This is a genomic window from Photorhabdus sp. S10-54 (assembly GCF_963878145.1).
Taxonomy (GTDB): domain Bacteria; phylum Pseudomonadota; class Gammaproteobacteria; order Enterobacterales; family Enterobacteriaceae; genus Photorhabdus; species Photorhabdus kayaii.
Genome location: NZ_CAWNXG010000017.1, coordinates 1 through 21,548 on the forward strand (window position 1 = coordinate 1; position 21,548 = coordinate 21,548).

Below are 21,548 nucleotides of genomic sequence, written 5' to 3' on the forward strand. Positions count from 1 at the left end.
CGACATCGCAGAAGAGTTCAACTAGTTTATCCATGCCTGTTCCTAATAAGATCGTTTTTTTCTTGGTCGAAAATTTTGATCTTGGAACAGGCACTTAGTTCCATTTTTTTATCCAGAGTTCAGGTTAACTAATATTCATGTCACTTCACCTTGCCAAAAAATTTATATACAAGCCATCTTTACATAAATCAACTATATTAAATAAAATATATAGCAATTAAATCTTTAATTATCATAAATATAGGTAGTGACCGGGTAGCTGCAATAACTGCCAACTTTTCTCTACATCAACCATAAGAACAAAAACATTCATTTGTGCAATCCCATTCTTCTGACCGATAGATCAGTGATTTATCCATTGCAAAAAGCTATTGCCAAATCTCCTCAAATGGCAATTAGTTAACGCAACCATTGTCTGCAAAATTTATTGGCATTGCTGATCGGGTTGGTAGGACGGACTAAGCAGAACGTTGGTAATGCGGCCTGATCTGCTGTATACATGATGTATTAACTATTAATACATTGGTGAGATATGAGAAAAATTACTACTGTCAGTATGGGCGAACAGCTTGACGGGTTCGTACAGCACATGATTGAAAGTGGCCGTTATGGAAATGCCAGTGAAGTTATACGTTCGGCGCTGCGTTTGCTGGAGCAACAAGAAGCTTACGATGAGATTGTACGCAAGGCGGTTATTGCTGGCTTGGAAAGTGGGGAAAGCTCGCTGACTCTACGGGATATAGCGGAACAACGGAAACGCAGACATAATGTATAAGCTCACGGATCAGGCTGCTGAAGATTTTGCTGGGATTTATGATTATACAACTTTTGCAGCTCGGTGAAGCTCAGGCTGACCATTATACGGAGGCACTGGAAGCATTTTTTGACACGCTAGCAGAGATGCCACATATAACCTATCTGTCCCAGGTGTAATGTGGGTTGCGTTTCACCGCCACACGGTTTTCTATACTATCCGGGATACCGATATTCTGATTGCGCGTATCCTTCATCAACAGATGAATCACCCCCGTCATCTTCTTTGAGCGGGCGGGTGCTACGTTGTGCTGTGCATCAAGCCAGCGTAGCTGTCTCGTCCTGCGAGCTGCCATCACTGATACAACATCAAAAATCTGCTGGACTTTATCAATAATCTGGTAATGATCCTAAATTATGGGGAAATGTACCGATATGGAGAACCTATTTCTTCTACGTTCGTTGAATCCACGATCAATGAAGTCATATCTAGCACATGGTGAAAAAACAGCAAATGCAATGGCGCCAACGGGGGGCACATTATTTACTACAGACTCGAACAAAGGTATTAAATGGTGATTTAAAAGCCAAATTTGAGCATTGATATCCAAGTATAAAATTAAGTGAAGAAAGGGTAACTATTCTACAGAAACTGTTGCAGCATAAGTGCCGCCCTACAAATTACCAATCACCCCAAATTTGAAAAATACACACTCTGGCTAATGACGGGAAAGATTGCCCCAGAATCTGGGCAAATTAGCCCAACGCTCTCCCCTGATGGCGCAGACATCAAAACGTCACACCACTCAGACCGGAAAACTGGCTAACACTACATGAGGAATTAATCGACTGGATCGACAGTCAATCAATTTGTTGCATCGGAGGGCTTCACTATGCCAATTAAGAAGCTCGATGATGGTCGTTATATGGTGGACATTAGACCTCTTGGGCGACAAGGAAATCGCATCAGGAGAACATTCAACAAGAAGACAGAAGCTATTGCCTTCGAACGTCATTCAATGGCAAATGCTCAAAAACTCAGTACAAGAACTGATAGACAAGACCTTAGTGATTTACTGAACTTATGGTGGCTATATCACGGACAAACCGCAGAGAACAGCACTATAGAAAAACGACAACTGATGAAGACAATCAGGCAGTTAAATGATCCATCTATAAACCGTCTCAACAAGCATGTTTTATTGGAACACCGCAGTAATCGTCTGGCTGATGGGATCAAAGCGCAACGATAAATCGGGATATGTATCGTCTATCAGGAATGATAACGACATTGCAAAAACTTGAAGTTTTTAGCGGTAGCAACACACGTTCTACGCCACACATTCGCAAGTCATTTTGTGATGAAAGGTGGAAACATTGTTGCACTGCAACAAATACTCGGTCATGCCAATATACAACAAACTATGGCGTATGCTCATCTAGCACCCGACTATTTGCAATTTGCAATCACGTTAAACCCACTGAATGGCGGCATGGAAATTTAGCAGTAACAAGCAACCGTAGCACTCAAAAGTGCCCACACTTAAAAATTTCCACGCTACTTACAGTTGCTTACAAAAATTTTATCTGATTGATTTTAAGTGAATTAATCTTAGTCAGATAAAAAAATCCCGCCAAAAGGCGGGGGAAAAGACAGGGATGGTGTCTATGGCAAGGAAAAATTCTCGTTTGCTACTACTTTGCTTCTATGGGTACTACAAATCAGTTCGGTAACTGAGACATACGCTGCCGATAATGTTGTTCCAATTGTGCTTGTTGCTCAGGCGTCAACAGTTGGTACATCTGGTGATGGATTCGTGCCATTTCAACCTGGTGTTCCACATTACATCTAATCATCCTTTCAATCAGAGCCTTTACAGCCACTCCATCAAAATCCTTCGCAGTGACCAGCTTACGCATCTCTTCTCGCTCTGTGGGACTCATTGACATCGATGAGTGCGGTTGATGTTTCTGCCCTACCAAATCACGCATCTGTTGACGCTGTTGCTCAGTTAAAGTGATACCGCTAAACATATGGTCGTTATCACCAATATCGTTATTATTACGATAATGATAACTTCCTACATTTTTATACTCACAAGGTGCACAATGACCAGGTACCGTAGCAGCGTGCATTGTACTTGCTGTTCCAGCTAAAGATGCAGTCGAGCTAAGAACAAATATTGACGCTAAAACTAACGCTGCTATGTTACGCATTAAACAATTCCTCGTTTCCCCGAACGATGCTATTAGGTCCAATGTGGACAACTATACCTACGCGGCTGCAAACTAGCGTCAGAGGCTTGTAAAAGAACGTAAAGTCGTGGAATAGCAAAGTTTGTTATCGTATTTTTGCTCTTGGAGGAAGTAATCGATGCATAAAATCCTATTAGTTGATGATGACCGTGAACTGACATCACTATTAAAAGAATTACTTGAAATGGAAGGATTTAACGTTGTTGTCGCTCATGACGGAGAGCAGGCATTAAAATTCCTTGACGATTCTATCGACTTATTACTACTCGATATTATGATGCCGCGTAAAAATGGCATTACGACATTAAAGGAGCTTCGTCTACACCATCAAACTCCAGTCATCATGCTGACAGCGCGAGGAAGTGATTTGGATCGTGTTCTGGGACTAGAATTAGGGGCAGATGACTATCTTGCCAAACCATTTAATGATCGTGAGCTAGTGGCACGTATACGTGCTATTCTTCGCCGCTCAAACTGGAGTGAACAACAGCAAACAGACAATGGCCCACCCACGCTTCAGGTCGATAACCTACAATTGAACCCTGGCCGACAGGAAGCCAACTTTGCTAATCAAATTCTCGATTTAACCGGTACCGAATTTACTTTACTCTATCTATTAGCTCAACATTTAGGTCAAGTTGTCTCCCGTGAACACTTGAGCCAAGAAGTATTAGGTAAGCGACTCACGCCATTTGACCGCGCAATTGATATGCATATCTCTAACCTACGCCGTAAATTGCCTGAGCGGGAAGATGGACTCCCCTGGTTTAAGACCTTACGTGGCCGAGGATATTTAATGGTTTCTGCGACATGATAAACAGTTTGACGGCACGCATCTTCGCAATTTTTTGGTTTACTCTGGCGTTAGTCCTAATGTTGGTATTAATGGTGCCGAAACTGGATTCCAGACAACTGACCTCTCTGCTGGAAAATGAATACCGGCAGGGAGTCATGCTGGAACAACATATCGAAGCTGAATTAGCTCAAGATCCCGCTAACGATTTACTTTGGTGGCGCCGTTTATTTCGCGCGATTGAAAAATGGGCCCCCCCAAGTCAGCGCCTAATACTGGTCACCAGCGAAGGGCGCGTTATTGGCGCACAAAGAAGTGAAATGCAAGTTGTCCGTAACTTTATTGGACAATCAGATAACGCTGATCATCCTAAAAAGAAAAAATATGGCCGCTCTGAAATGCTAGGGCCCTTTTCCATTCGAGATGGAGAAGATCATTATCAGCTTTATTTAGTTCGTCCAGCGAATAGCCCACAATCGGATTTTATTAATCTGATGTTTGACCGGCCACTATTATTATTAACTGCCACCATGTTAATCAGTGCGCCACTCCTATTATGGCTGGCATGGAGTTTGGCTAAGCCTGCCCGTAAATTAAAAAATGCCGCAGACGATGTTGCTAAAGGTAATTTACGCCAGCATCCAGAACTGGAAGCCGGCCCACAAGAATTTCTGGCCGCCGGTAACAGCTTCAACCAGATGATCAGTGTATTGGAAAGAATGGTCACCGCACAACAACGGTTAATTTCCGATATCTCCCATGAACTACGCACGCCTCTCACCCGTTTACAACTTGCAACAGCATTACTTCGCCGCCGTCATGGTGAAAATAAAGAACTGGAAAGAATAGAGACAGAAGCCCAACGGCTAGACAGCATGATTAACGATCTGTTAGTACTCTCCCGCAGTCAGCATAAAAATGAACTGTTGAGAGAAAACATCAAAATGACAGATTTATGGAACGATATTCTTGACAATGCCCGCTTCGAAGCTGAACAGATGGATAAAACCCTTGAAGTAACCTTACCACCGAGTTCCTGGGCAATTTACTGCAACCCATTAGCACTTAGCAGTGCTTTTGAAAATATCGTGCGTAATGCCTTACGCTACTCCCACCACCATATTGCGGTCGTATTTCACACCGATAATCAAGGGATCACCATTACCGTTGATGATGACGGCCCAGGCGTCAACCCGGAAGACCGTGAACACATATTCCGCCCTTTCTACCGTACAGACGAAGCCCGCGATCGAGAATCCGGTGGCACTGGCCTTGGCTTAGCCATTGTTGAAACCGCAATTAACCAGCACCGCGGTTGGGTTCGTGCTGAGGACAGCCCACTCGGCGGCTTACGCTTGGTTATTTGGCTACCACTTCATGGCCGGTAATACAGATTTCCGCTAAGCTTATTATACAAATTTATTAAATAAATAAATTTTATTTATACTTGACCCAATGAGTCTGACGGTTTAACCTCCCCTGTTATTCATTAAAAAACCTTATATTTCATTGCTTTTCTATTACAGCAGACAAAAGCATTGAAAAATCAAAACAGTAGATAAAATTATAACGTTCTATGGAGTTCTGGGAGCCAATAACCTAGTGCGGTAGCTTTATTATTACCTTATTTATTATTTCAGTAATATATCTTACACAATCTATTTAAAAAGCTTGTTAAAGTTTCACCTGCCAAATAAAACTTATGGCAATAGATAGCACCCTATTAAAAACAAAATGTAATTTATTTTCATAAGTTTTATTTTTACTTAAAAGGCAAAATATGTCCTCACTCAACATTCTCACCGAGAAATTTGATAATAAAACCGCCACCATTGCCATTGTTGGCCTGGGTTATGTTGGCTTACCGTTAATGCTCCGATATAACGATATCGGCTTTAAAGTGATTGGTTTCGATATTGATAAAGAAAAAACAGATAAACTCAATCAAGGCCAAAGTTACATTGAACATATTCCCTCCGCCAAAATCAGTCACGCGATAAATACCGGTTTTGAAGCCACCACAGATTTCACCAACATCGCTCAATGCGATGCCATTATTCTTTGCGTCCCCACGCCGTTAAATAAATACCGTGAACCCGATATTAGTTTCGTGATTAACACCACCGATAGGGTAAAACCGTATTTAAGAGCCGGGCAAGTCCTCTCTTTAGAAAGTACTACTTATCCGGGCACCACCGAAGAAGAATTATTACCCAGAGTTGAAGAGAGCGGGTTAACCGTCGGTGAAGACATCTTTTTGGTCTATTCACCGGAACGCGAAGACCCGGGTAACCCTGATTTCGAAACCCGCACCATCCCTAAAGTCATTGGCGGTCATACTGAAAACTGCTTAAAAGCCGGTATCGCCGTGTATCAACACGCCATTGACCAAGTGGTTCCCGTCAGTTCAACTAAAGCGGCAGAGATGACAAAACTCCTGGAGAATATTCATCGGGCGGTCAATATCGGCTTAGTCAACGAAATGAAACTCGTTGCCGATAAAATGGGCATTGATATCCACGAAGTGATTAGAGCCGCAGCAACCAAACCTTTCGGCTTTGTTCCCTATTATCCCGGCCCCGGATTAGGCGGGCACTGTATTCCAATTGATCCCTTCTATTTAACCTGGAAAGCCCGAGAATATGGTATTAATACCCGCTTTATTGAACTCTCCGGTGAAGTCAATTCCTCCATGCCCGATTATGTGGTCACCAAAACCGTATTAGCGCTGAATAAAGCGAATAAATCCATTAATGGCAGCCGCATATTAATCCTCGGCATCGCTTATAAAAAGAATGTGGATGATATGAGAGAAAGCCCCTCAGTACATATTATGGAAAAATTAAGCGAATTAGGGGCCAATATTGAATATGCCGATCCGCATGTCCCGGTCTTTCCGAAAATGCGTGAACATCATTTTAATTTAATCAGTCAGCCCATCACGGAAAATAGTCTCAAAACCTTCGACTGCGTTATTTTAGCCACCGATCACGATAAATTTGATTATGAATTAATTATCAATCACGCCAAATTAGTCGTCGATACTCGTGGTAAATACTCCCCCAATCACACAAACATTATCAAAGCTTAACTTAGGATAAGATTATGCTGAGCACGATCAACGACAGAAAGATAAGATTTGCTTTAGTCGGTTGTGGACGGATCGCTAAAAATCATTTCAATTCTCTGGAAATACATCAAGAAGCGGCCGAATTAGTCGCCGTCTGTGATAACGATCAAGACGCATTAAACACAGCAGTAGAAAAAACCGGCGTCCCGGGTTTCAGCGACTTAAATACGATGTTAGATAACATCACAGCGGATATCATTATCCTGACCACTCCATCCGGCCTTCACCCAGCACAGGCGATAACCTGTTTTGATAAAGGCTTTCACGTCGTCACCGAAAAGCCGATGGCCACCCGATTAGCTGATGGGGAAAACATGGTTAAGGCCGCGGATAAAGCCGGAAAACACCTCTTTGTCGTCAAACAAAACCGCTTAAATGCCACCTTGCAATTACTGAAACGGGCAGTCAGCGAAAAACGGTTTGGCAAAATCCACCTGGTCCACCTCAATGTTTTCTGGACCCGTCCCCAGGCCTATTATGACCAGGCCGCCTGGCGGGGCACCTGGGAATTTGATGGCGGCGCCTTCATGAATCAGGCGAGCCACTATGTGGATTTAATTGAATGGCTAATCGGCCCGGTCAAAGATGTTCAGGCCATGACCTCGACCCACTTAGATATCGAAACGGAAGATACCGGGGTACTCAATATCCGCTGGCGGGATGGCACATTAGGCTCGATGGCCGTTACCATGTGCACTTATCCGCAAAATCTCGAAGGTTCAATCACCCTCTTAGGGGAAAAAGGCACGGTCAGAGTGGGGGGTTTAGCCGTCAATGAAATCCAGGAATGGCATTTCGCTGACGAAAAAGAGTATGACCAACAAGTCAAAGCCGCCAATTACGAAACCACTTCCGTTTATGGCTTTGGTCACCCGCTTTATTATAAAAATGTCATTGAGGTGATGAAAGGCGACGCCAAACCGATAACCGATGGCCGGGAAGGCTTAAAATCCTTAGAACTGCTTATCGCCGCCTATTTATCCGCCAGAGATAATAAAACCATCTCTTTACCTTTAACCTATTAAATCAATGGAACCGGTTTCATGTCAGCAGAACACGTAATGATACATTCCAGTGCCATTGTTGATGAAGGAGCGCAAATCGGGAAAAACAGCCGTATCTGGCATTTCACCCATATCTGTTCTGGCGCGCAAATCGGCGAAGGTTGTTCTTTAGGACAAAATGTCTTTATTGGCAATAAAGTCACCATCGGCAATCACTGCAAAATACAAAATAATGTCTCGGTTTATGACAATGTTCATCTGGAAGATGGGGTATTTTGTGGCCCCAGCATGGTGTTCACCAATGTCTATAACCCCCGTTCATTAATTGAAAGAAAAAGTGAATATCGAAATACGCGGGTAAAAAAAGGCGCCACCTTAGGCGCCAACTGTACCATTATTTGCGGCACTACCATTGGCGCTTATGCCTTTATTGGCGCCGGCGCGGTAGTAAATAAAGATGTTCCCGATTATGCCCTGATGGTAGGTGTGCCGGCCAAACAAATTGGCTGGATGAGTGAATTTGGTGAACAACTCGATTTACCGCTGCACGGGCAAGCCACTACCGCCTGCCCTCATACTCATCATGTTTATCAACTCAATAACCATATTGTCGTGCGAATTAAATAAGCAAGGATAAAGGCATGCAATTTACCGATCTGGCAGCACAGCAACTTAAAATTAAAGATAAAATTGACGCGAATATCCAGAAAGTATTAACACACGGAAAATATATTTTAGGGCCCGAAGTCGACGAATTAGAAGCAAAGCTGATTGCCTACACCGGAGCGCCATATTGTATTACCTGCGCCAATGGCACCGACGCCTTGCAAATTGCCTTAATGGCGATTGGCATTAAACCCGGCGACGAAGTGATTACCCCCGGCTTTACCTACATTGCCACCGCTGAAACTGTTGCGTTACTGGGCGGGGTGCCGGTTTATGTTGACGTCAAGCCCACCACGTATAATTTAGATCCGGCGCAACTCGAAGCCGCAATTACCCCGAAAACCAAAGCGATTATTCCGGTTTCCTTATTCGGCCAATGTGCCGATTTTGACGAAATTAATGCCATCGCAGCAAAACATAACCTGACCGTCATAGAAGACGCGGCCCAAAGTTTTGGCGCGACTTATAAAGGCAAACGCTCCTGTAACTTAACGACTATTTCATGTACCAGTTTCTTCCCCAGCAAACCGTTGGGGTGTTACGGCGATGGCGGCGCTATTTTCACCCATGATGAAGAGCTGGCGAAAATTATTCGTCAAATAGCCCGTCATGGGCAAGACCGACGATATCATCATGTCAGAGTCGGGGTGAACAGCCGTTTAGATACTCTGCAAGCAGCTATTCTGCTGCCCAAACTGGAGATATTTGAGGAAGAAATGGCATTACGTCAGACGGTGGCAGAAAACTATCATCAGGCATTGAATAACATCGGCATCCTGACCACGCCATATATTGAGCCACATAATCTCTCCGCCTATGCCCAATATACTATCCGGGTTAAAAACCGCGATGCATTACAACACAAATTAAAAGAACAAGGCATTCCAACCGCCGTGCATTACCCTATTCCACTCAATAAACAACCGGCGGTGGCCAGCCATATTGCTCTGCCTATAGGAGACGAAATCGCACAAGAAGTCATTAGTTTGCCGATGCATCCTTATTTATCCGTAGATTTAATTAATAAAATTGCCAGTTCAATTTAAAATCCATGAATTATAAATTATTGAGGAATATATCTGGCTTATTACTCTCATCATTATTCAGCCAGATATTATTATTACTATCAACGCCAGTATTAACAAGACTATTTTCACCGGAAGAATTAGGTATTTATGCTTCCTTTTCATCGCTTTTAAGTGTTTTTGCCGTTGGTGCTTGTCTTCGTTATGAATTTTCAATAAGTTCATCAGAAAAAAATCGTGAAATTAATTCATTAGTCACATTATCTTGCATTATTCCAATAACCATTAGCCTAATAGTTATCACTGTTTTTGCAATATCTAAAACACCAGAAAAAATAATTATAGGAAACTATATATACTATATCCCACTAGGTATTATCACTTATGGGTTTTATCGGGCAGTGAGTTTCAATAGTATAAGAGAAAAACAATACTATGCACTCTCTATCACTAAAATAACGCAAACAGTTGCCATGATTAGCACCCAACTCATTGGCGGCATTGCCCATTTAGGCGCAAGCAGTCTCATCTTAGGCCAAATATTAGGTCAATCATTAGGTGTCCTATTTTTAAGTAAAAGATCCAAATATCGTTTAATTATCAGCAAACATGAACTTAGAAAAATAAGACTACTGGCTAAGAAATATTATCGATTTCCAGTTTATGATTTTCCTGCGGCTTCAATTAACACGTTTAGTAATGAGCTGCCCCAATTATTTATCATGTCCACCTATGGGCTAAAATCGGCAGGATTTTATTTAATTGCATCCAGAATATCAGGCGCTCCAATTACACTATTAACCCAAACCGTTTCGTCTATATTACAAGGATACTTAAAAGACACACTTATATCACCTTTCTTAAAGATAAAAAAGACATTTTATTGTCTAACGCTCATTGCTATTTTATTCGCTATAGTGACATACTTCACGGGCATACCGATCATAAGCTTTATTTTCGGTGAAGAATGGCTTGAATCAGGTAAATATCTATTATGTTTAATACCGCACTTATGCGGACAAATAATATATTCATCGTTATCGATATATTTATCCATTTATGAACATCAGAAAAGCAATTTATTTATTCAAACAATATCGATTATATTAAGATTAATCGCCCTCCTTGCTGGATATCTATTAGGCGATATTTACCTTACCCTGTTATTATTTTCACTCACAAGTTTTGTTCTTTATATGACAAGTACGGCTTATATTTTAAAATTATCTTTCATGCATAAAGAAGGTTAACATGAAGAAAATCATAATAAAAATAATTCCCTATATCATTATCGTGATGATTGTCAGCTATACATTCAATAAATATGCTTATGAGCTAGACGAATTCAATGGCAATGTGAGAAACCTAGTCATGAAAGGGAAATTCACTCAACGCGAATTTAATAGCAATGGTTTTCCTTTATCTCACTCACCTCATATTCCAGAGCCATTCTTATCCCCATTTTATGTTGTCCACTATGGTCTGATATACTCTTCTTTAGGCTTAAATAATAAAGATAACACCAATATATTATGGCGAACCGATTCATCCTTACCGGGATGGAATGTACCGCCACCTCAATTCAATCAAAATGAATTAATTACTAATTTTAAATTTTCAGCCGATTGGTTATTTAATAATATAAAATTATTTCATGGTGAAAGTCATTACTTATATGATTTTGATTGGTCATATAAAGGCTACAAAAATAATAAACTCTATGCCCCTTGGTGGTCTGGGCTAACTGATGCCTATGCCATTATTCTCTTATTAAGAGCTTATGACTATTTTGGTGATGATAAATATTTGCTGACTTCGAAATTACTATATCAATCATCACTCGCGCCTATCCATAAAGGCGGAAGTTTAACAACATTAGATAATATGCCCTGGATTGAAGAGTATGTTGATCCTCAAGCCAATTCAGACCAATTAGCTTTTGTATTAAACGGTATGGTCTACTCTACTTATGGTATTGAATCTTTTGAAAATTATCTAAATATAGATGAAAATACCAAAATATCCGATAAATTATATCAATCAATCAGTCATAATATATTTAAGTTCGACATAAAAAACGAATGGTCCAGCTATGATTTAATTGGCAATCCAAGCAACATTAAATATCATAAAATACATACCCTTCTTTTAAAAGATCTAATAGATAGAAATCAAAATTTTAAAAATAAAAAAATAATAGACTTATATAATAATTGGAATAACTCCGCCGCTAATAGCGGGTATTATTACATAAAACATGGCCCTACAAGTTGGGCATACTATCAATTCATCACTATGTATTTTCTGTCTATCTTAGTATTATCATCCATTTACTTTTTTATCAGCAAAAATGCAAAATAATATTAAAATAATCCTGAAAATATTTATCTATCAGGTTATTATCTACCTGAATTCAGTGCTTATATTAGATACATTCCATGAGGTAAGAGGATATAATATTACCCCACAAGGTTACTTAAGTATTTTTTTCTGTTGGATATCATTTCTACCACTCATTTTACTCAACAATCAAAAAAATCCCGTGATGGTTTTTTTATGGTTAATCTATATCACTTACATTATACCGGTATCAATTATATTCCCACTGATTAATTCAGCTTCTGTCTATTCAATCATTTTCGTATGCACAATAAACATATTATTTTTCTCATCTATATTATTCTTTCGGATAATAGATAGAATAACCATGCCGAAACTAAAAATCCCGTGGGATTTATATAAAATACTGATAATAGGATGTGGTATTATTGTACTCTTATTCGTCATGAGTAATCCTGGATTAAGTTTAATACCTCCTAATATATTTAAAGTTTATTCCGTGAGACAGCACTTTAAAGACAACACGCCGCTACTCACTATGTACATCATCACCAATGGGGGATATGTTATCTCACCATTGCTATTATTAGCTTCACTCTATATCAGAGGTCCGATTAAATATGTCCTCATTACAATAAGCATTATGATTTCCTATTTAATCTACAGCTCCTCAGGATTAAAAAGCATAGCATTCATGAATCTCGCCGTTATCATTCTATTCTTCTATATAAAAGGAACAAGATCGATAAGTAACTCGGTGATAAATATAATTCTCTATTTATTCCTTGCTGCCGGGATATTATATTTTATTTTCGATTTTTATGATCCACTGATACATTGGCTACGCAGAGTATTCTTCACACCAACATTAAATACCTATTACTTTTATGATTATATCTACAACAACAATAGTGAATTTACGACAGAAGCTCCTCAAATAGTTTCTCAAATCTATTATGGTACCTCAGGTTCAGCGAATACTGGCTTTATTGGAGACGGTATCGCCAGATACGGTACACTGGGTTTAATAATAAACTTTTTTATATTTAATATATTAATCTTTGCCATGAACCTAAGCTCAAAAAAGGTTCCATTTGAATTTTCAACGACACTCTATCTACCCTTTGTATACACAATATCAAACTCAGCAATTACAGCACTGCTACTGACCTATGGGCTGCTGGCATTAAGCATATTATTATTTTTATTCCCTACAAAAACTAACAAAATATCCTTATGAAAATTACACACATGACCTCGGTACATTCACGTTTCGACATCCGTATTTTCCTAAAAGAATGTTATGCCTTACAAAAAGAACATGAGGTCTCGCTTATTGTCGCAGATGGTAAAGATAATGAAGTCAAGAATAACATTGCTATCATCGATGTCGGTATATTACCCGGCCGATTAAATAGAATCTTTAAAACAACCGATAAAGTTTATAAAAAAGCATTAGAACTAGACGCTGACTTATATCATTTTCATGATCCGGAACTCATCCCTATCGGATTAAAACTGAAAAAGAAAGGTAAAATAGTCATTTTTGATGCCCATGAAGATGTCCCTAAACAAATTTTTAGCAAGCCTTATTTAAATAAATTTACCCGAGTTATTATCTCTAAGTTATTTACCCTCTACGAAAAGTATTCTGCACCTAAATTTGATGGCATTATTACAGCTACACCATCAATAAGAGACAAATTCTTAAAACTCAATAACAACACCATAGACATTAATAACTATCCCATATTAGGCGAGTTGCATAATAAACATGCCAACTGGCACGAAAAAGAAAAACAAGTCTGCTATGTCGGCGGCATTTCCGACATTAGAGGTATAGCCGAGATGGTTGAATCCCTCTCTCACCTCACGACGAATACAAAAATGAAATTAGCGGGCAATTTTTCTGACACAGATTTAGAGAACAAAATAAAAAGCATGAAAAATTGGCACAAAATAGATGCTCTGGGATTTTTAAATCGCATAGAAACCAAGGAACTTTTATCTAAATCTATTGCGGGTATCGTTCTATATCACCCTCTCCCCAATCATATTGATGCCCAACCCAATAAAATATTCGAATATATGAGTGCCGGCATCCCTGTTATCGCTTCAAACTTCACATTATGGAAAGATATTGTTGTAAAAAACCATTGTGGCATTTGTGTCGACCCATTAAACCCTAAGCAAATAGCTGATGCGATAGATTACTTATCAAATAACCCTGATATAGCAGAAGAAATGGGTAACAGTGGTCTCTTGGCAGTCAATGAAAAATACAATTGGGATATTGAACAAAATAAACTAACCAAATTTTATCAACAAATTGGACGTTAATCGATATGAAAAAAATTATTACCGTATTAGGCGCCAGACCGCAATTCATTAAAGCCAGCCCGGTATCTCGCGCTTTAAAAAATCATAATAAATTTAAAGAAATTATCATTCATACCGGTCAACATTTTGATAGTAATATGTCTGATATATTTTTTAATGAATTAGCCATTCCCAAACCGGATTACACACTCAATATTCATGGCGGCTCGCACGGTGAAATGACCGGAAAGATGTTAATCGAAGTTGAAAAAGTCCTTATCACAGAAAAACCGGATGCCGTTATGGTATATGGTGATACAAACTCGACTTTAGCGGGCGCATTAGCCGCATCTAAATTACATATTCCCATTATCCATGTTGAAGCCGGTCTACGCAGTTTTAATATGCAAATGCCCGAAGAGATCAATAGAATATTAACCGATAATGTCAGCTCAATTCTCTTCTGTCCAACAGACACCGCCGTCAATAATCTACAAAAAGAAGGCTTCAATTCAAAGCCCGTTCATATCAGAAAAGTCGGTGATGTCATGGAAGATGCCGCTTTATATTTCAGCCAAACAGCCAAAAAACCCAATGGACTGGATTCCATACAAAACTTCATATTAACCACGCTCCATCGTGCTGAAAATACCGATAATCAGGAACGTCTAACTGAAATAGTGAACGCCTTAAACGACATACATAGAAGGATTGCTACTGTTGTTATGCCGATTCATCCAAGGACTAAAAAAGTGTTAGCACAATACGGCTTACAGTTAGATGTCCATTTAATTGAGCCAGTGGGATATTTAGAGATGATCTGGCTACTCAAAAACACCGACCTGATTATTACCGATAGCGGTGGACTCCAAAAAGAGGCTTTCTTCTTCAAGAAACCTTGTGTCACCGTGAGGGATCAAACTGAATGGGTAGAATTAATTGCAGCAGACGTGAATAAACTCTCAGAGGCTGAAAGTAACAAAATAACCCAATCAGTTCATGACATGATGGGTATTGATATAAGCTCGGTTCAATCCATGTATGGTGGTGGTATCGCTGCAACACGCATTGCTGACGAATTAGAAAAATTACTATGAATATCGTCTATATAAACCATTATGCGGGTTCGCCGGACCTAGGTATGGAGTTTCGTCCATATCATTTAGGGCAAGAATGGGTTAAATCGGGACATAATATTACCTTACTCGCAGCCTCTTATTCTCATGTTCGGACAAAACAACCTAAACTGATAAATAATAAAAAAACCACCGAAAATATTAACGGCTTAGAATATATCTGGTATCCCACCCCGAGCTATAACGGAAATGGATTATCCAGAGTCAAAAATATCTTCTCTTTTTTACGACAAATTTGGCTTGATAGCCATAATTTAATCAAAAAATATCGACCTGATATTGTCATTGCTTCAAGTACATATCCTATGGATATATGGATTGCAAAACGTCTCGCCAAAAAAGCTAATGCAAAACTGGTCTTTGAACTGCATGATTTATGGCCTCTTTCGCCCATAGAATTAGGTGGAATGTCACCTAAACATCCATTTATTCAATTATGCCAACTTGCTGAAAACGCGGCTTATAAATATGCGGATATAGTTATTTCCATGCTCCCAAATGTACAAGAACATACGAAAGCACATGGATTAGATCTCAATAAATTACATATTATCCCTAATGGCGTGGTTGTAGAGGATTGGATAAATCAACCTACTCCGTTAAACAGTTCACTAGAAAAACTTATTGTAACAGAGAAAAATAAAGGGCATAAAATTGTATGCTATAGCGGCGCCCACGGACGCCCAAATGCGCTAGAAAAACTGCTCAAAACCGCTTCACTTCTTCATGATAAACCGATGACATTCTTATTAGTCGGCACGGGACTTGAAAAGGATAATTTAATTGAGGAATCTAAATTACTGGGCATAAATAACATTATATTCTTTGATCCTATCCCCAAAACTCAAATCCCAACACTACTCAATAAAATTGAAATTGCCTATATAGGGTTACAAAAGCAATCATTATTCAGATTTGGCATCAGCCCGAATAAACTTATTGATTACATGATGGCGGGCAAACCTATTTTATGTGCAATTGACGCCAGTAATGATCCCGTTTCTGACGTGAATTGCGGTATTACAGTTAAATCAGGCGAGCCAGAAGACATTGCTCAGGCCTTATTAAAACTCAACGAGCTATCAACTGACGAATTAAACCAAATGGGGCAACGAGGCAAAATTTACGCTTTAGAAAATCACGCTTATTCTGTATTAGCAGACAATTTCATAAAGGCAATCATCAATCATGAATAATAAATTCCTTCCTTTTGCATTACCTGAAATTGGGCAATCTGAAATTGATGAAGTTATTGACTCACTTAAAACCGATTGGATAACCACCGGACCTAAAACCGGAGGATTTGAACAAAATATAGGGATTACATTTAAATAGCTATCATTACTATCCAAATAGAGTGATTATTCAACCATGATAAACATATCAGTTATTTGCCCTATATTAAATGAAGAAAAATATATAAAGGGGTGTATTGAATCACTTCTAAAACAAGATTACCCTACCGGGCAATTAGAGATTATTTTTATAGATGGTTATAGCTCAGATAATACTTTAAAGATAATTCAGAGTTACACTAAAAAGTATGGCTTCATAAAATTACTATACAACCCTGCGAAACATGTCCCTGCTGCTCTGAATATTGGTATAAAAAATTCATCAGGGGAATATATAGCCAGAATCGATGCTCATTCCAGCTATCCCAGTAACTATTTATCCAAACTATATAGTTTATCAAAAAAACTTGATGCTGATAATATAGGTGGAATTTTCAATACAAAACCATGTAATTCTACAACCATTGCCGATAATATTGCATATTCCTTAAGTAGTCGCTTTGGAATGGGTAACTCCTATTTTCGAATTGGCATTAATAATATAAAAAAAGTTGATACGGTACCTTTTGGGTTTTTCAAAAGAACAATATTCGATAAAATAGGGTTATTTGATGAGGATTTAATCAGAAACCAAGATGATGAATTTAACAATAGAATTATAAAGCATGGAGGTAATATATATCTTTCCCCAGATATTATTATTGATTATTACCCCAGAGACTCAATTAAAAAAATCTGTTCTATGTTTTACCAATACGGTTTATTTAAACCACTAGTCAATTTCAAATTGAAAAAAATAACATCATTTCGGCAATTAATACCACCAATTTTTGTCTTAGGGTTAATCCTAGGATTAGTCCTCTCATTCACTAGCTCAATATTTTTACATCTATATATAGGTTGTATTTTTATTTATTTCTTCTTAACTTTATTGGTAACAATAAAAGCCCATTTAAAAAATAAAAAAAACTATATTTTCTTACCATTAATATTTCTGTGCATACATTTATCTTATGGATCAGGGTATCTCATTGGAATAATGAAAATTATATTCAATAAGAAATTCCACGTAAAAAACAAAAGATAAGGATTATTACATGAACTCTTTTTTTCTCCCTTTCGCACTCCCAGAAATTGGTCAAGAAGAAATTAATGAAGTTATTGATTCACTTAAAACGGGTTGGATAACCACCGGACCTAAAACCAAAAGATTTGAACAAGATTTTGCCCAATATTTAGATTCTGATGTTGAGGCCATTGCGGTAAATTCAGCAACAGCGGGATTGCATTTAGCGCTGGAAGCCATAGGTATTAAGCCGGGTGATGAAGTTATCGTGCCTACCTATACCTTCACCGCAACAGCGGAAGTTGTCCGTTATCTGGGGGCTCATCCCATTTTTGTTGATTCCTTACCTGACAGCCTGAATATTGATCCAACAGCAATAGAAAAAGCAATAACTACCAAAACTAAAGCCATTATACCGGTACACTTTGCTGGTTTATCCTGTGATATGGATGCCATCATTGCAATCGCTAAAAAATTTAATCTACGAATAGTTGAGGATGCCGCCCACTCATTTCCGACTTTATACAAGGGAAAGAAAATTGGCACGCTAGACACCGATGTCACCGTGTTCAGCTTCTACGCGAATAAAACCATGACGACGGCGGAAGGCGGCATGCTAGTCTCCAGAAATCCAAATATCATAAAAAGAGCAAAAACAATGCGTCTCCACGGCATTAGCAAAGACGCCTTTGATAGATATCAATCCAAAATACCTGCCTGGTATTACGAAGTGATTGAGCCAGGCTATAAATATAACATGCCAGATATTTGTGCATCCATTGGCATCCACCAACTACAGAAAATAGATACTTTTCATAAGAAAAGAGAGGAAATGGCTAAACTCTATGATAATGAATTAAAAGATCTGCCCATTACCTTACCCACGAAACCTAAAGAACCTAATAGCCAACACGCGTGGCACTTATATACCATTAGATTAAATGATGAAGTCAACATATCCAGAGATGACTTTATTATAAAAATGGCAGAAAAAAACATCGGCTGCTCTGTCCATTTTATTCCACTACATAAACAGCCTATATGGAAAAATACCTATTCTCTTAATGAAAACAACTTCCCAGTTGCAGAAGAAAATTTTAAGAGAATTGTATCCATTCCTTTATACACAAAAATGACAAAAGAAGACCAAATCTACGTTATCAAAACAATTAAAGAGATCTTGGCATAAATGATGACATATTATTTAGCGATAAAAAGGCTTTTTGATTTTATTTCTTCTCTCATTGGACTCATCCTGTTACTCCCTATTTTAATCACTATTGCTATCTGGATAAAAATGGATTCGAAAGGACCCATTTTTTTCCGACAAAAACGAGTGGGCCAATATAATCAAGATTTTTATATTCACAAATTTAGGAGCATGACCACTGGATCGGAGCAAAAAGGACAACTTACTATTGGTCATGACCTCCGTATTACCCACTCTGGAAAATTTATACGCAAATATAAAATTGATGAATTAGCTCAACTAATTGATGTTGTTAGAGGAAAAATGAGCTTAGTCGGACCAAGACCTGAAGTGCCACAATTTATGGACAAATATCCAGATGATATCAGAAACAAAATATTATCGGTAAAACCCGGCATAACAGATTTGGCTTCCATCGAAATGATCGATGAAAACCAGATATTAAGCCAATATAAAGACCCTCATCAAGCTTATATCGACATTATTATGCCGATAAAAGCCAAATACTACCTGGAATATATTGATAAAAAGTCATTTTTCTATGATCTAAAGATTATTTTTAAAACCATTTACAAAGTAGTTTTTAGGTAATTAACTATTATGAACAAGAGAATGTTTTTCTACCAAGATAGACTAATAAAGACCATCGTTCTTCTGATTGTAGATATATTTATTATCATTATTTCATACTGGCTAAGCATGTGGTTACGCCTTGATAGAGAAGTGCCCATTTTCAGCTTACAACATTGGTTAACGATTATATTCACCATACCTTTCACACTATTCATTTTCTTAAGAATTGGCTTTTATCGATCGATATTAAAATATGTCAACATGAGTATATTGAAATGGGCTATTATTGGTTCATTTCTATCTACTCTACTATTAACCGCAATTTCCTTATATCAACAAGCATTTTTGCCCAGAACCGTACCCATTATCTATTTTTCTTTCTTAGTTATCTCGCTCTGCGGCACAAGATTTGTCTATAGAACGCTACGTAATTTAATAAAATATAAAGGCGCTCCGGTTATCATATATGGGGCAGGAGAATCTGGCCGGCAACTCTTACCCATATTAAGAGAACATAGAGAATTCAACCCAATTGCTTTTGTTGATGATAATGATAAATTACATCATTTATCGATTCATGGGGTTTATGTCTTCCCGCCAGAGAAGATAACGATTTTAGTAGAAAAATATCATATAAAGAAAATATTATTAGCCATACCCAGTGCATCAATATCTAATAGAAAAAAAATACTAGAAAAACTGCAAAAAGAACATTGTGAAATCCTCACCATTCCAAGCTTCAATGATCTGGTTGAAGGCAAAGCCCAAATAAACACACTGAAACGTGTTTCCATTAATGATCTATTAGGAAGAGAACAAGTTGACCCATTACAAAGCCTACTCAGTAAAAACATCAAAAACAAAAATGTTCTTATTACCGGTGCCGGCGGTTCAATCGGATCAGAGTTATGCCGACAAATCATCACTCAGTCTCCCTCTCAGATAGTCCTATTTGAATTAACCGAATACTGCCTCTACTCAATAGAAAAAGAGTTACAAAAGATAAATTCAGATAGAGATCTAAATATAACCATTACTGCAATTTTAGGCGACATAAAAGATTCAGACAAAATAAATAGAATAATCAATAAATTTAACATTAACACCATATACCACGCGGCGGCATATAAACATGTTCCACTGGTAGAAATGAATACCATAGAGGGCATTAATAACAATATTTTTGGCACCCTCTCACTTGCCAAAGCAGCAATTAACCAAAAAGTTGAAAAATTTGTATTAATCTCTACCGACAAAGCCGTCCGCCCGACAAATACAATGGGCGCAACAAAAAGATTCGCAGAACTGATATTACAAGCCTTTGCTAAAGAGAACAGCCACACAAAATTCTCAATGGTTCGCTTTGGCAACGTTCTTGGCTCATCCGGTTCCGTTGTTCCTCTGTTCGAAAAACAGATAAAAAGTGGTGGACCGATAACCCTCACCCACAAAGAAATTACCCGTTACTTCATGACGATCCCAGAAGCCGCCCAATTAGTCATCCAGGCAGGCGCACTGGGCAATAATGGCGATGTTTTTGTTCTGGACATGGGAGAGTCAGTAAAAATTTATGATCTCGCCCGAAAAATGATCCATCTTTCCGGGCTGACAGCGAAAGATGAAACCAATCCTCATGGCGATATCGAAATTAAAATTACCGGATTAAGACCCGGTGAAAAACTTTATGAAGAACTCTTAATTGGTGATAACGTTTCTGGCACCAGCCACCCAAGAATAATGACAGCCAATGAAGTTTTTCTGACTTGGGATAAATTAAATCCACTATTAAATGATCTAAAAACATCTTGTGAAAATTACGATTTTGAAAATATTAGAAAGATCCTTATCAATGCGCCTATTGATTTTCATCCTAAAGATTACATCTACGATCTTCTAAAATAATATCTATACCCTTCATCTTTCAAGCTGCTGCTTTGTTGGCTGCTTTCACTCACCCCAGTCACATAGTTATCTATGCTCCT

At 38.5% G+C, this 21,548-nt stretch carries 19 protein-coding genes and 3 pseudogenes; 21 read left to right on the plus strand and 1 reads right to left on the minus strand.

Annotated elements, in window-relative coordinates:
• Positions 1-532 precede the first annotated feature (532 nt).
• From AACQ83_RS11320 to AACQ83_RS11335, 4 genes and pseudogenes are all read left to right on the plus strand, one after another.
• Positions 533-775: a type II toxin-antitoxin system ParD family antitoxin gene (locus AACQ83_RS11320; RefSeq protein ID WP_112877769.1), complete on the plus strand. Its 243-nt coding sequence runs from the start codon at positions 533-535 to the stop codon at positions 773-775.
• Positions 768-1,043: pseudogene (locus AACQ83_RS11325) on the plus strand (type II toxin-antitoxin system RelE/ParE family toxin). The gene AACQ83_RS11320 and the pseudogene AACQ83_RS11325 overlap by 8 nt, the downstream one beginning before the upstream one ends.
• A gap of 102 nt (positions 1,044-1,145) precedes the next feature.
• Positions 1,146-1,419 (plus strand): annotated as a pseudogene (locus tag AACQ83_RS11330) (ISKra4 family transposase); the annotation flags it as partial.
• A gap of 227 nt (positions 1,420-1,646) precedes the next feature.
• Positions 1,647-2,258, plus strand: a pseudogene (locus AACQ83_RS11335) (phage integrase).
• 217 nt (positions 2,259-2,475) lie between these two features.
• Here the strand turns inward: AACQ83_RS11335 and cpxP are convergent.
• The gene (cpxP, locus tag AACQ83_RS11340; protein WP_112877771.1) at positions 2,476-2,970 is read right to left on the minus strand and encodes a cell-envelope stress modulator CpxP; all 495 of its coding nucleotides are present in this window, start codon (positions 2,968-2,970) and stop codon (positions 2,476-2,478) included.
• Positions 2,971-3,127: 157 nt separating this feature from the next.
• On the opposite strand from cpxP, the gene cpxR reads away from it, so the two are divergent.
• The 17 genes from cpxR (at position 3,128) to AACQ83_RS11425 (ending at position 21,468) form a co-directional block, all read left to right on the plus strand.
• Entirely contained in the window at positions 3,128-3,823 is a 696-nt protein-coding gene (gene cpxR / locus AACQ83_RS11345; protein WP_112877772.1) for an envelope stress response regulator transcription factor CpxR, read from the plus strand.
• Entirely contained in the window at positions 3,820-5,190 is a 1,371-nt protein-coding gene (cpxA, locus tag AACQ83_RS11350) for an envelope stress sensor histidine kinase CpxA (RefSeq protein WP_112877773.1), read from the plus strand. Before cpxR ends, cpxA begins: the two co-directional genes overlap by 4 nt.
• Before the next feature lie 392 nt (positions 5,191-5,582).
• Positions 5,583-6,893: a nucleotide sugar dehydrogenase gene (locus AACQ83_RS11355; RefSeq protein ID WP_112877774.1), complete on the plus strand. Its 1,311-nt coding sequence runs from the start codon at positions 5,583-5,585 to the stop codon at positions 6,891-6,893.
• A gap of 14 nt (positions 6,894-6,907) precedes the next feature.
• Positions 6,908-7,957: a Gfo/Idh/MocA family protein gene (locus AACQ83_RS11360; RefSeq protein WP_112877775.1), complete on the plus strand. Its 1,050-nt coding sequence runs from the start codon at positions 6,908-6,910 to the stop codon at positions 7,955-7,957.
• A gap of 18 nt (positions 7,958-7,975) precedes the next feature.
• Entirely contained in the window at positions 7,976-8,563 is a 588-nt protein-coding gene (locus tag AACQ83_RS11365) for an acyltransferase (protein WP_112877776.1), read from the plus strand.
• Between the two features lie 14 nt (positions 8,564-8,577).
• A complete protein-coding gene (locus tag AACQ83_RS11370; RefSeq protein ID WP_112877777.1) occupies positions 8,578-9,648 on the plus strand; it encodes a DegT/DnrJ/EryC1/StrS family aminotransferase in 1,071 nt (356 codons plus the stop codon).
• 5 nt (positions 9,649-9,653) lie between these two features.
• On the plus strand, positions 9,654-10,877 hold the full coding sequence (locus AACQ83_RS11375; protein ID WP_112877778.1) for a lipopolysaccharide biosynthesis protein: 1,224 nt from the start codon (positions 9,654-9,656) through the stop codon (positions 10,875-10,877).
• Between the two features lies 1 nt (position 10,878).
• Positions 10,879-11,988, plus strand: a complete 1,110-nt coding sequence (locus AACQ83_RS11380; protein ID WP_112877779.1) for a D-glucuronyl C5-epimerase family protein — start codon at positions 10,879-10,881, stop codon at positions 11,986-11,988.
• A 346-nt stretch (positions 11,989-12,334) separates the two neighbouring features.
• A complete protein-coding gene (locus AACQ83_RS11385) occupies positions 12,335-13,207 on the plus strand; it encodes a hypothetical protein (RefSeq protein ID WP_240000777.1) in 873 nt (290 codons plus the stop codon).
• An 11-nt stretch (positions 13,208-13,218) separates the two neighbouring features.
• Complete coding sequence (locus AACQ83_RS11390) at positions 13,219-14,307, plus strand: glycosyltransferase (protein WP_240000778.1); 1,089 nt, start codon at positions 13,219-13,221, stop codon at positions 14,305-14,307.
• A gap of 5 nt (positions 14,308-14,312) precedes the next feature.
• The gene (gene wecB / locus AACQ83_RS11395; protein ID WP_112877782.1) at positions 14,313-15,383 is read left to right on the plus strand and encodes a non-hydrolyzing UDP-N-acetylglucosamine 2-epimerase; all 1,071 of its coding nucleotides are present in this window, start codon (positions 14,313-14,315) and stop codon (positions 15,381-15,383) included.
• A complete protein-coding gene (locus AACQ83_RS11400) occupies positions 15,380-16,618 on the plus strand; it encodes a glycosyltransferase family 4 protein (protein ID WP_112877783.1) in 1,239 nt (412 codons plus the stop codon). The genes wecB and AACQ83_RS11400 overlap by 4 nt, the downstream gene beginning before the upstream one ends.
• Complete coding sequence (locus AACQ83_RS11405) at positions 16,611-16,757, plus strand: hypothetical protein (RefSeq protein WP_240000779.1); 147 nt, start codon at positions 16,611-16,613, stop codon at positions 16,755-16,757. The genes AACQ83_RS11400 and AACQ83_RS11405 overlap by 8 nt, the downstream gene beginning before the upstream one ends.
• A gap of 36 nt (positions 16,758-16,793) precedes the next feature.
• Complete coding sequence (locus tag AACQ83_RS11410) at positions 16,794-17,804, plus strand: glycosyltransferase family 2 protein (RefSeq protein WP_112877784.1); 1,011 nt, start codon at positions 16,794-16,796, stop codon at positions 17,802-17,804.
• Positions 17,805-17,814: 10 nt separating this feature from the next.
• On the plus strand, positions 17,815-18,972 hold the full coding sequence (locus AACQ83_RS11415; protein ID WP_112877785.1) for a DegT/DnrJ/EryC1/StrS family aminotransferase: 1,158 nt from the start codon (positions 17,815-17,817) through the stop codon (positions 18,970-18,972).
• A complete protein-coding gene (locus AACQ83_RS11420; RefSeq protein ID WP_112877786.1) occupies positions 18,973-19,584 on the plus strand; it encodes a sugar transferase in 612 nt (203 codons plus the stop codon).
• Between the two features lie 9 nt (positions 19,585-19,593).
• Positions 19,594-21,468 carry a polysaccharide biosynthesis protein gene (locus tag AACQ83_RS11425; protein ID WP_112877787.1) on the plus strand — a complete coding sequence of 625 codons (1,875 nt, stop codon included), beginning with the start codon at positions 19,594-19,596 and terminating at the stop codon, positions 21,466-21,468.
• Positions 21,469-21,548 lie beyond the last annotated feature (80 nt).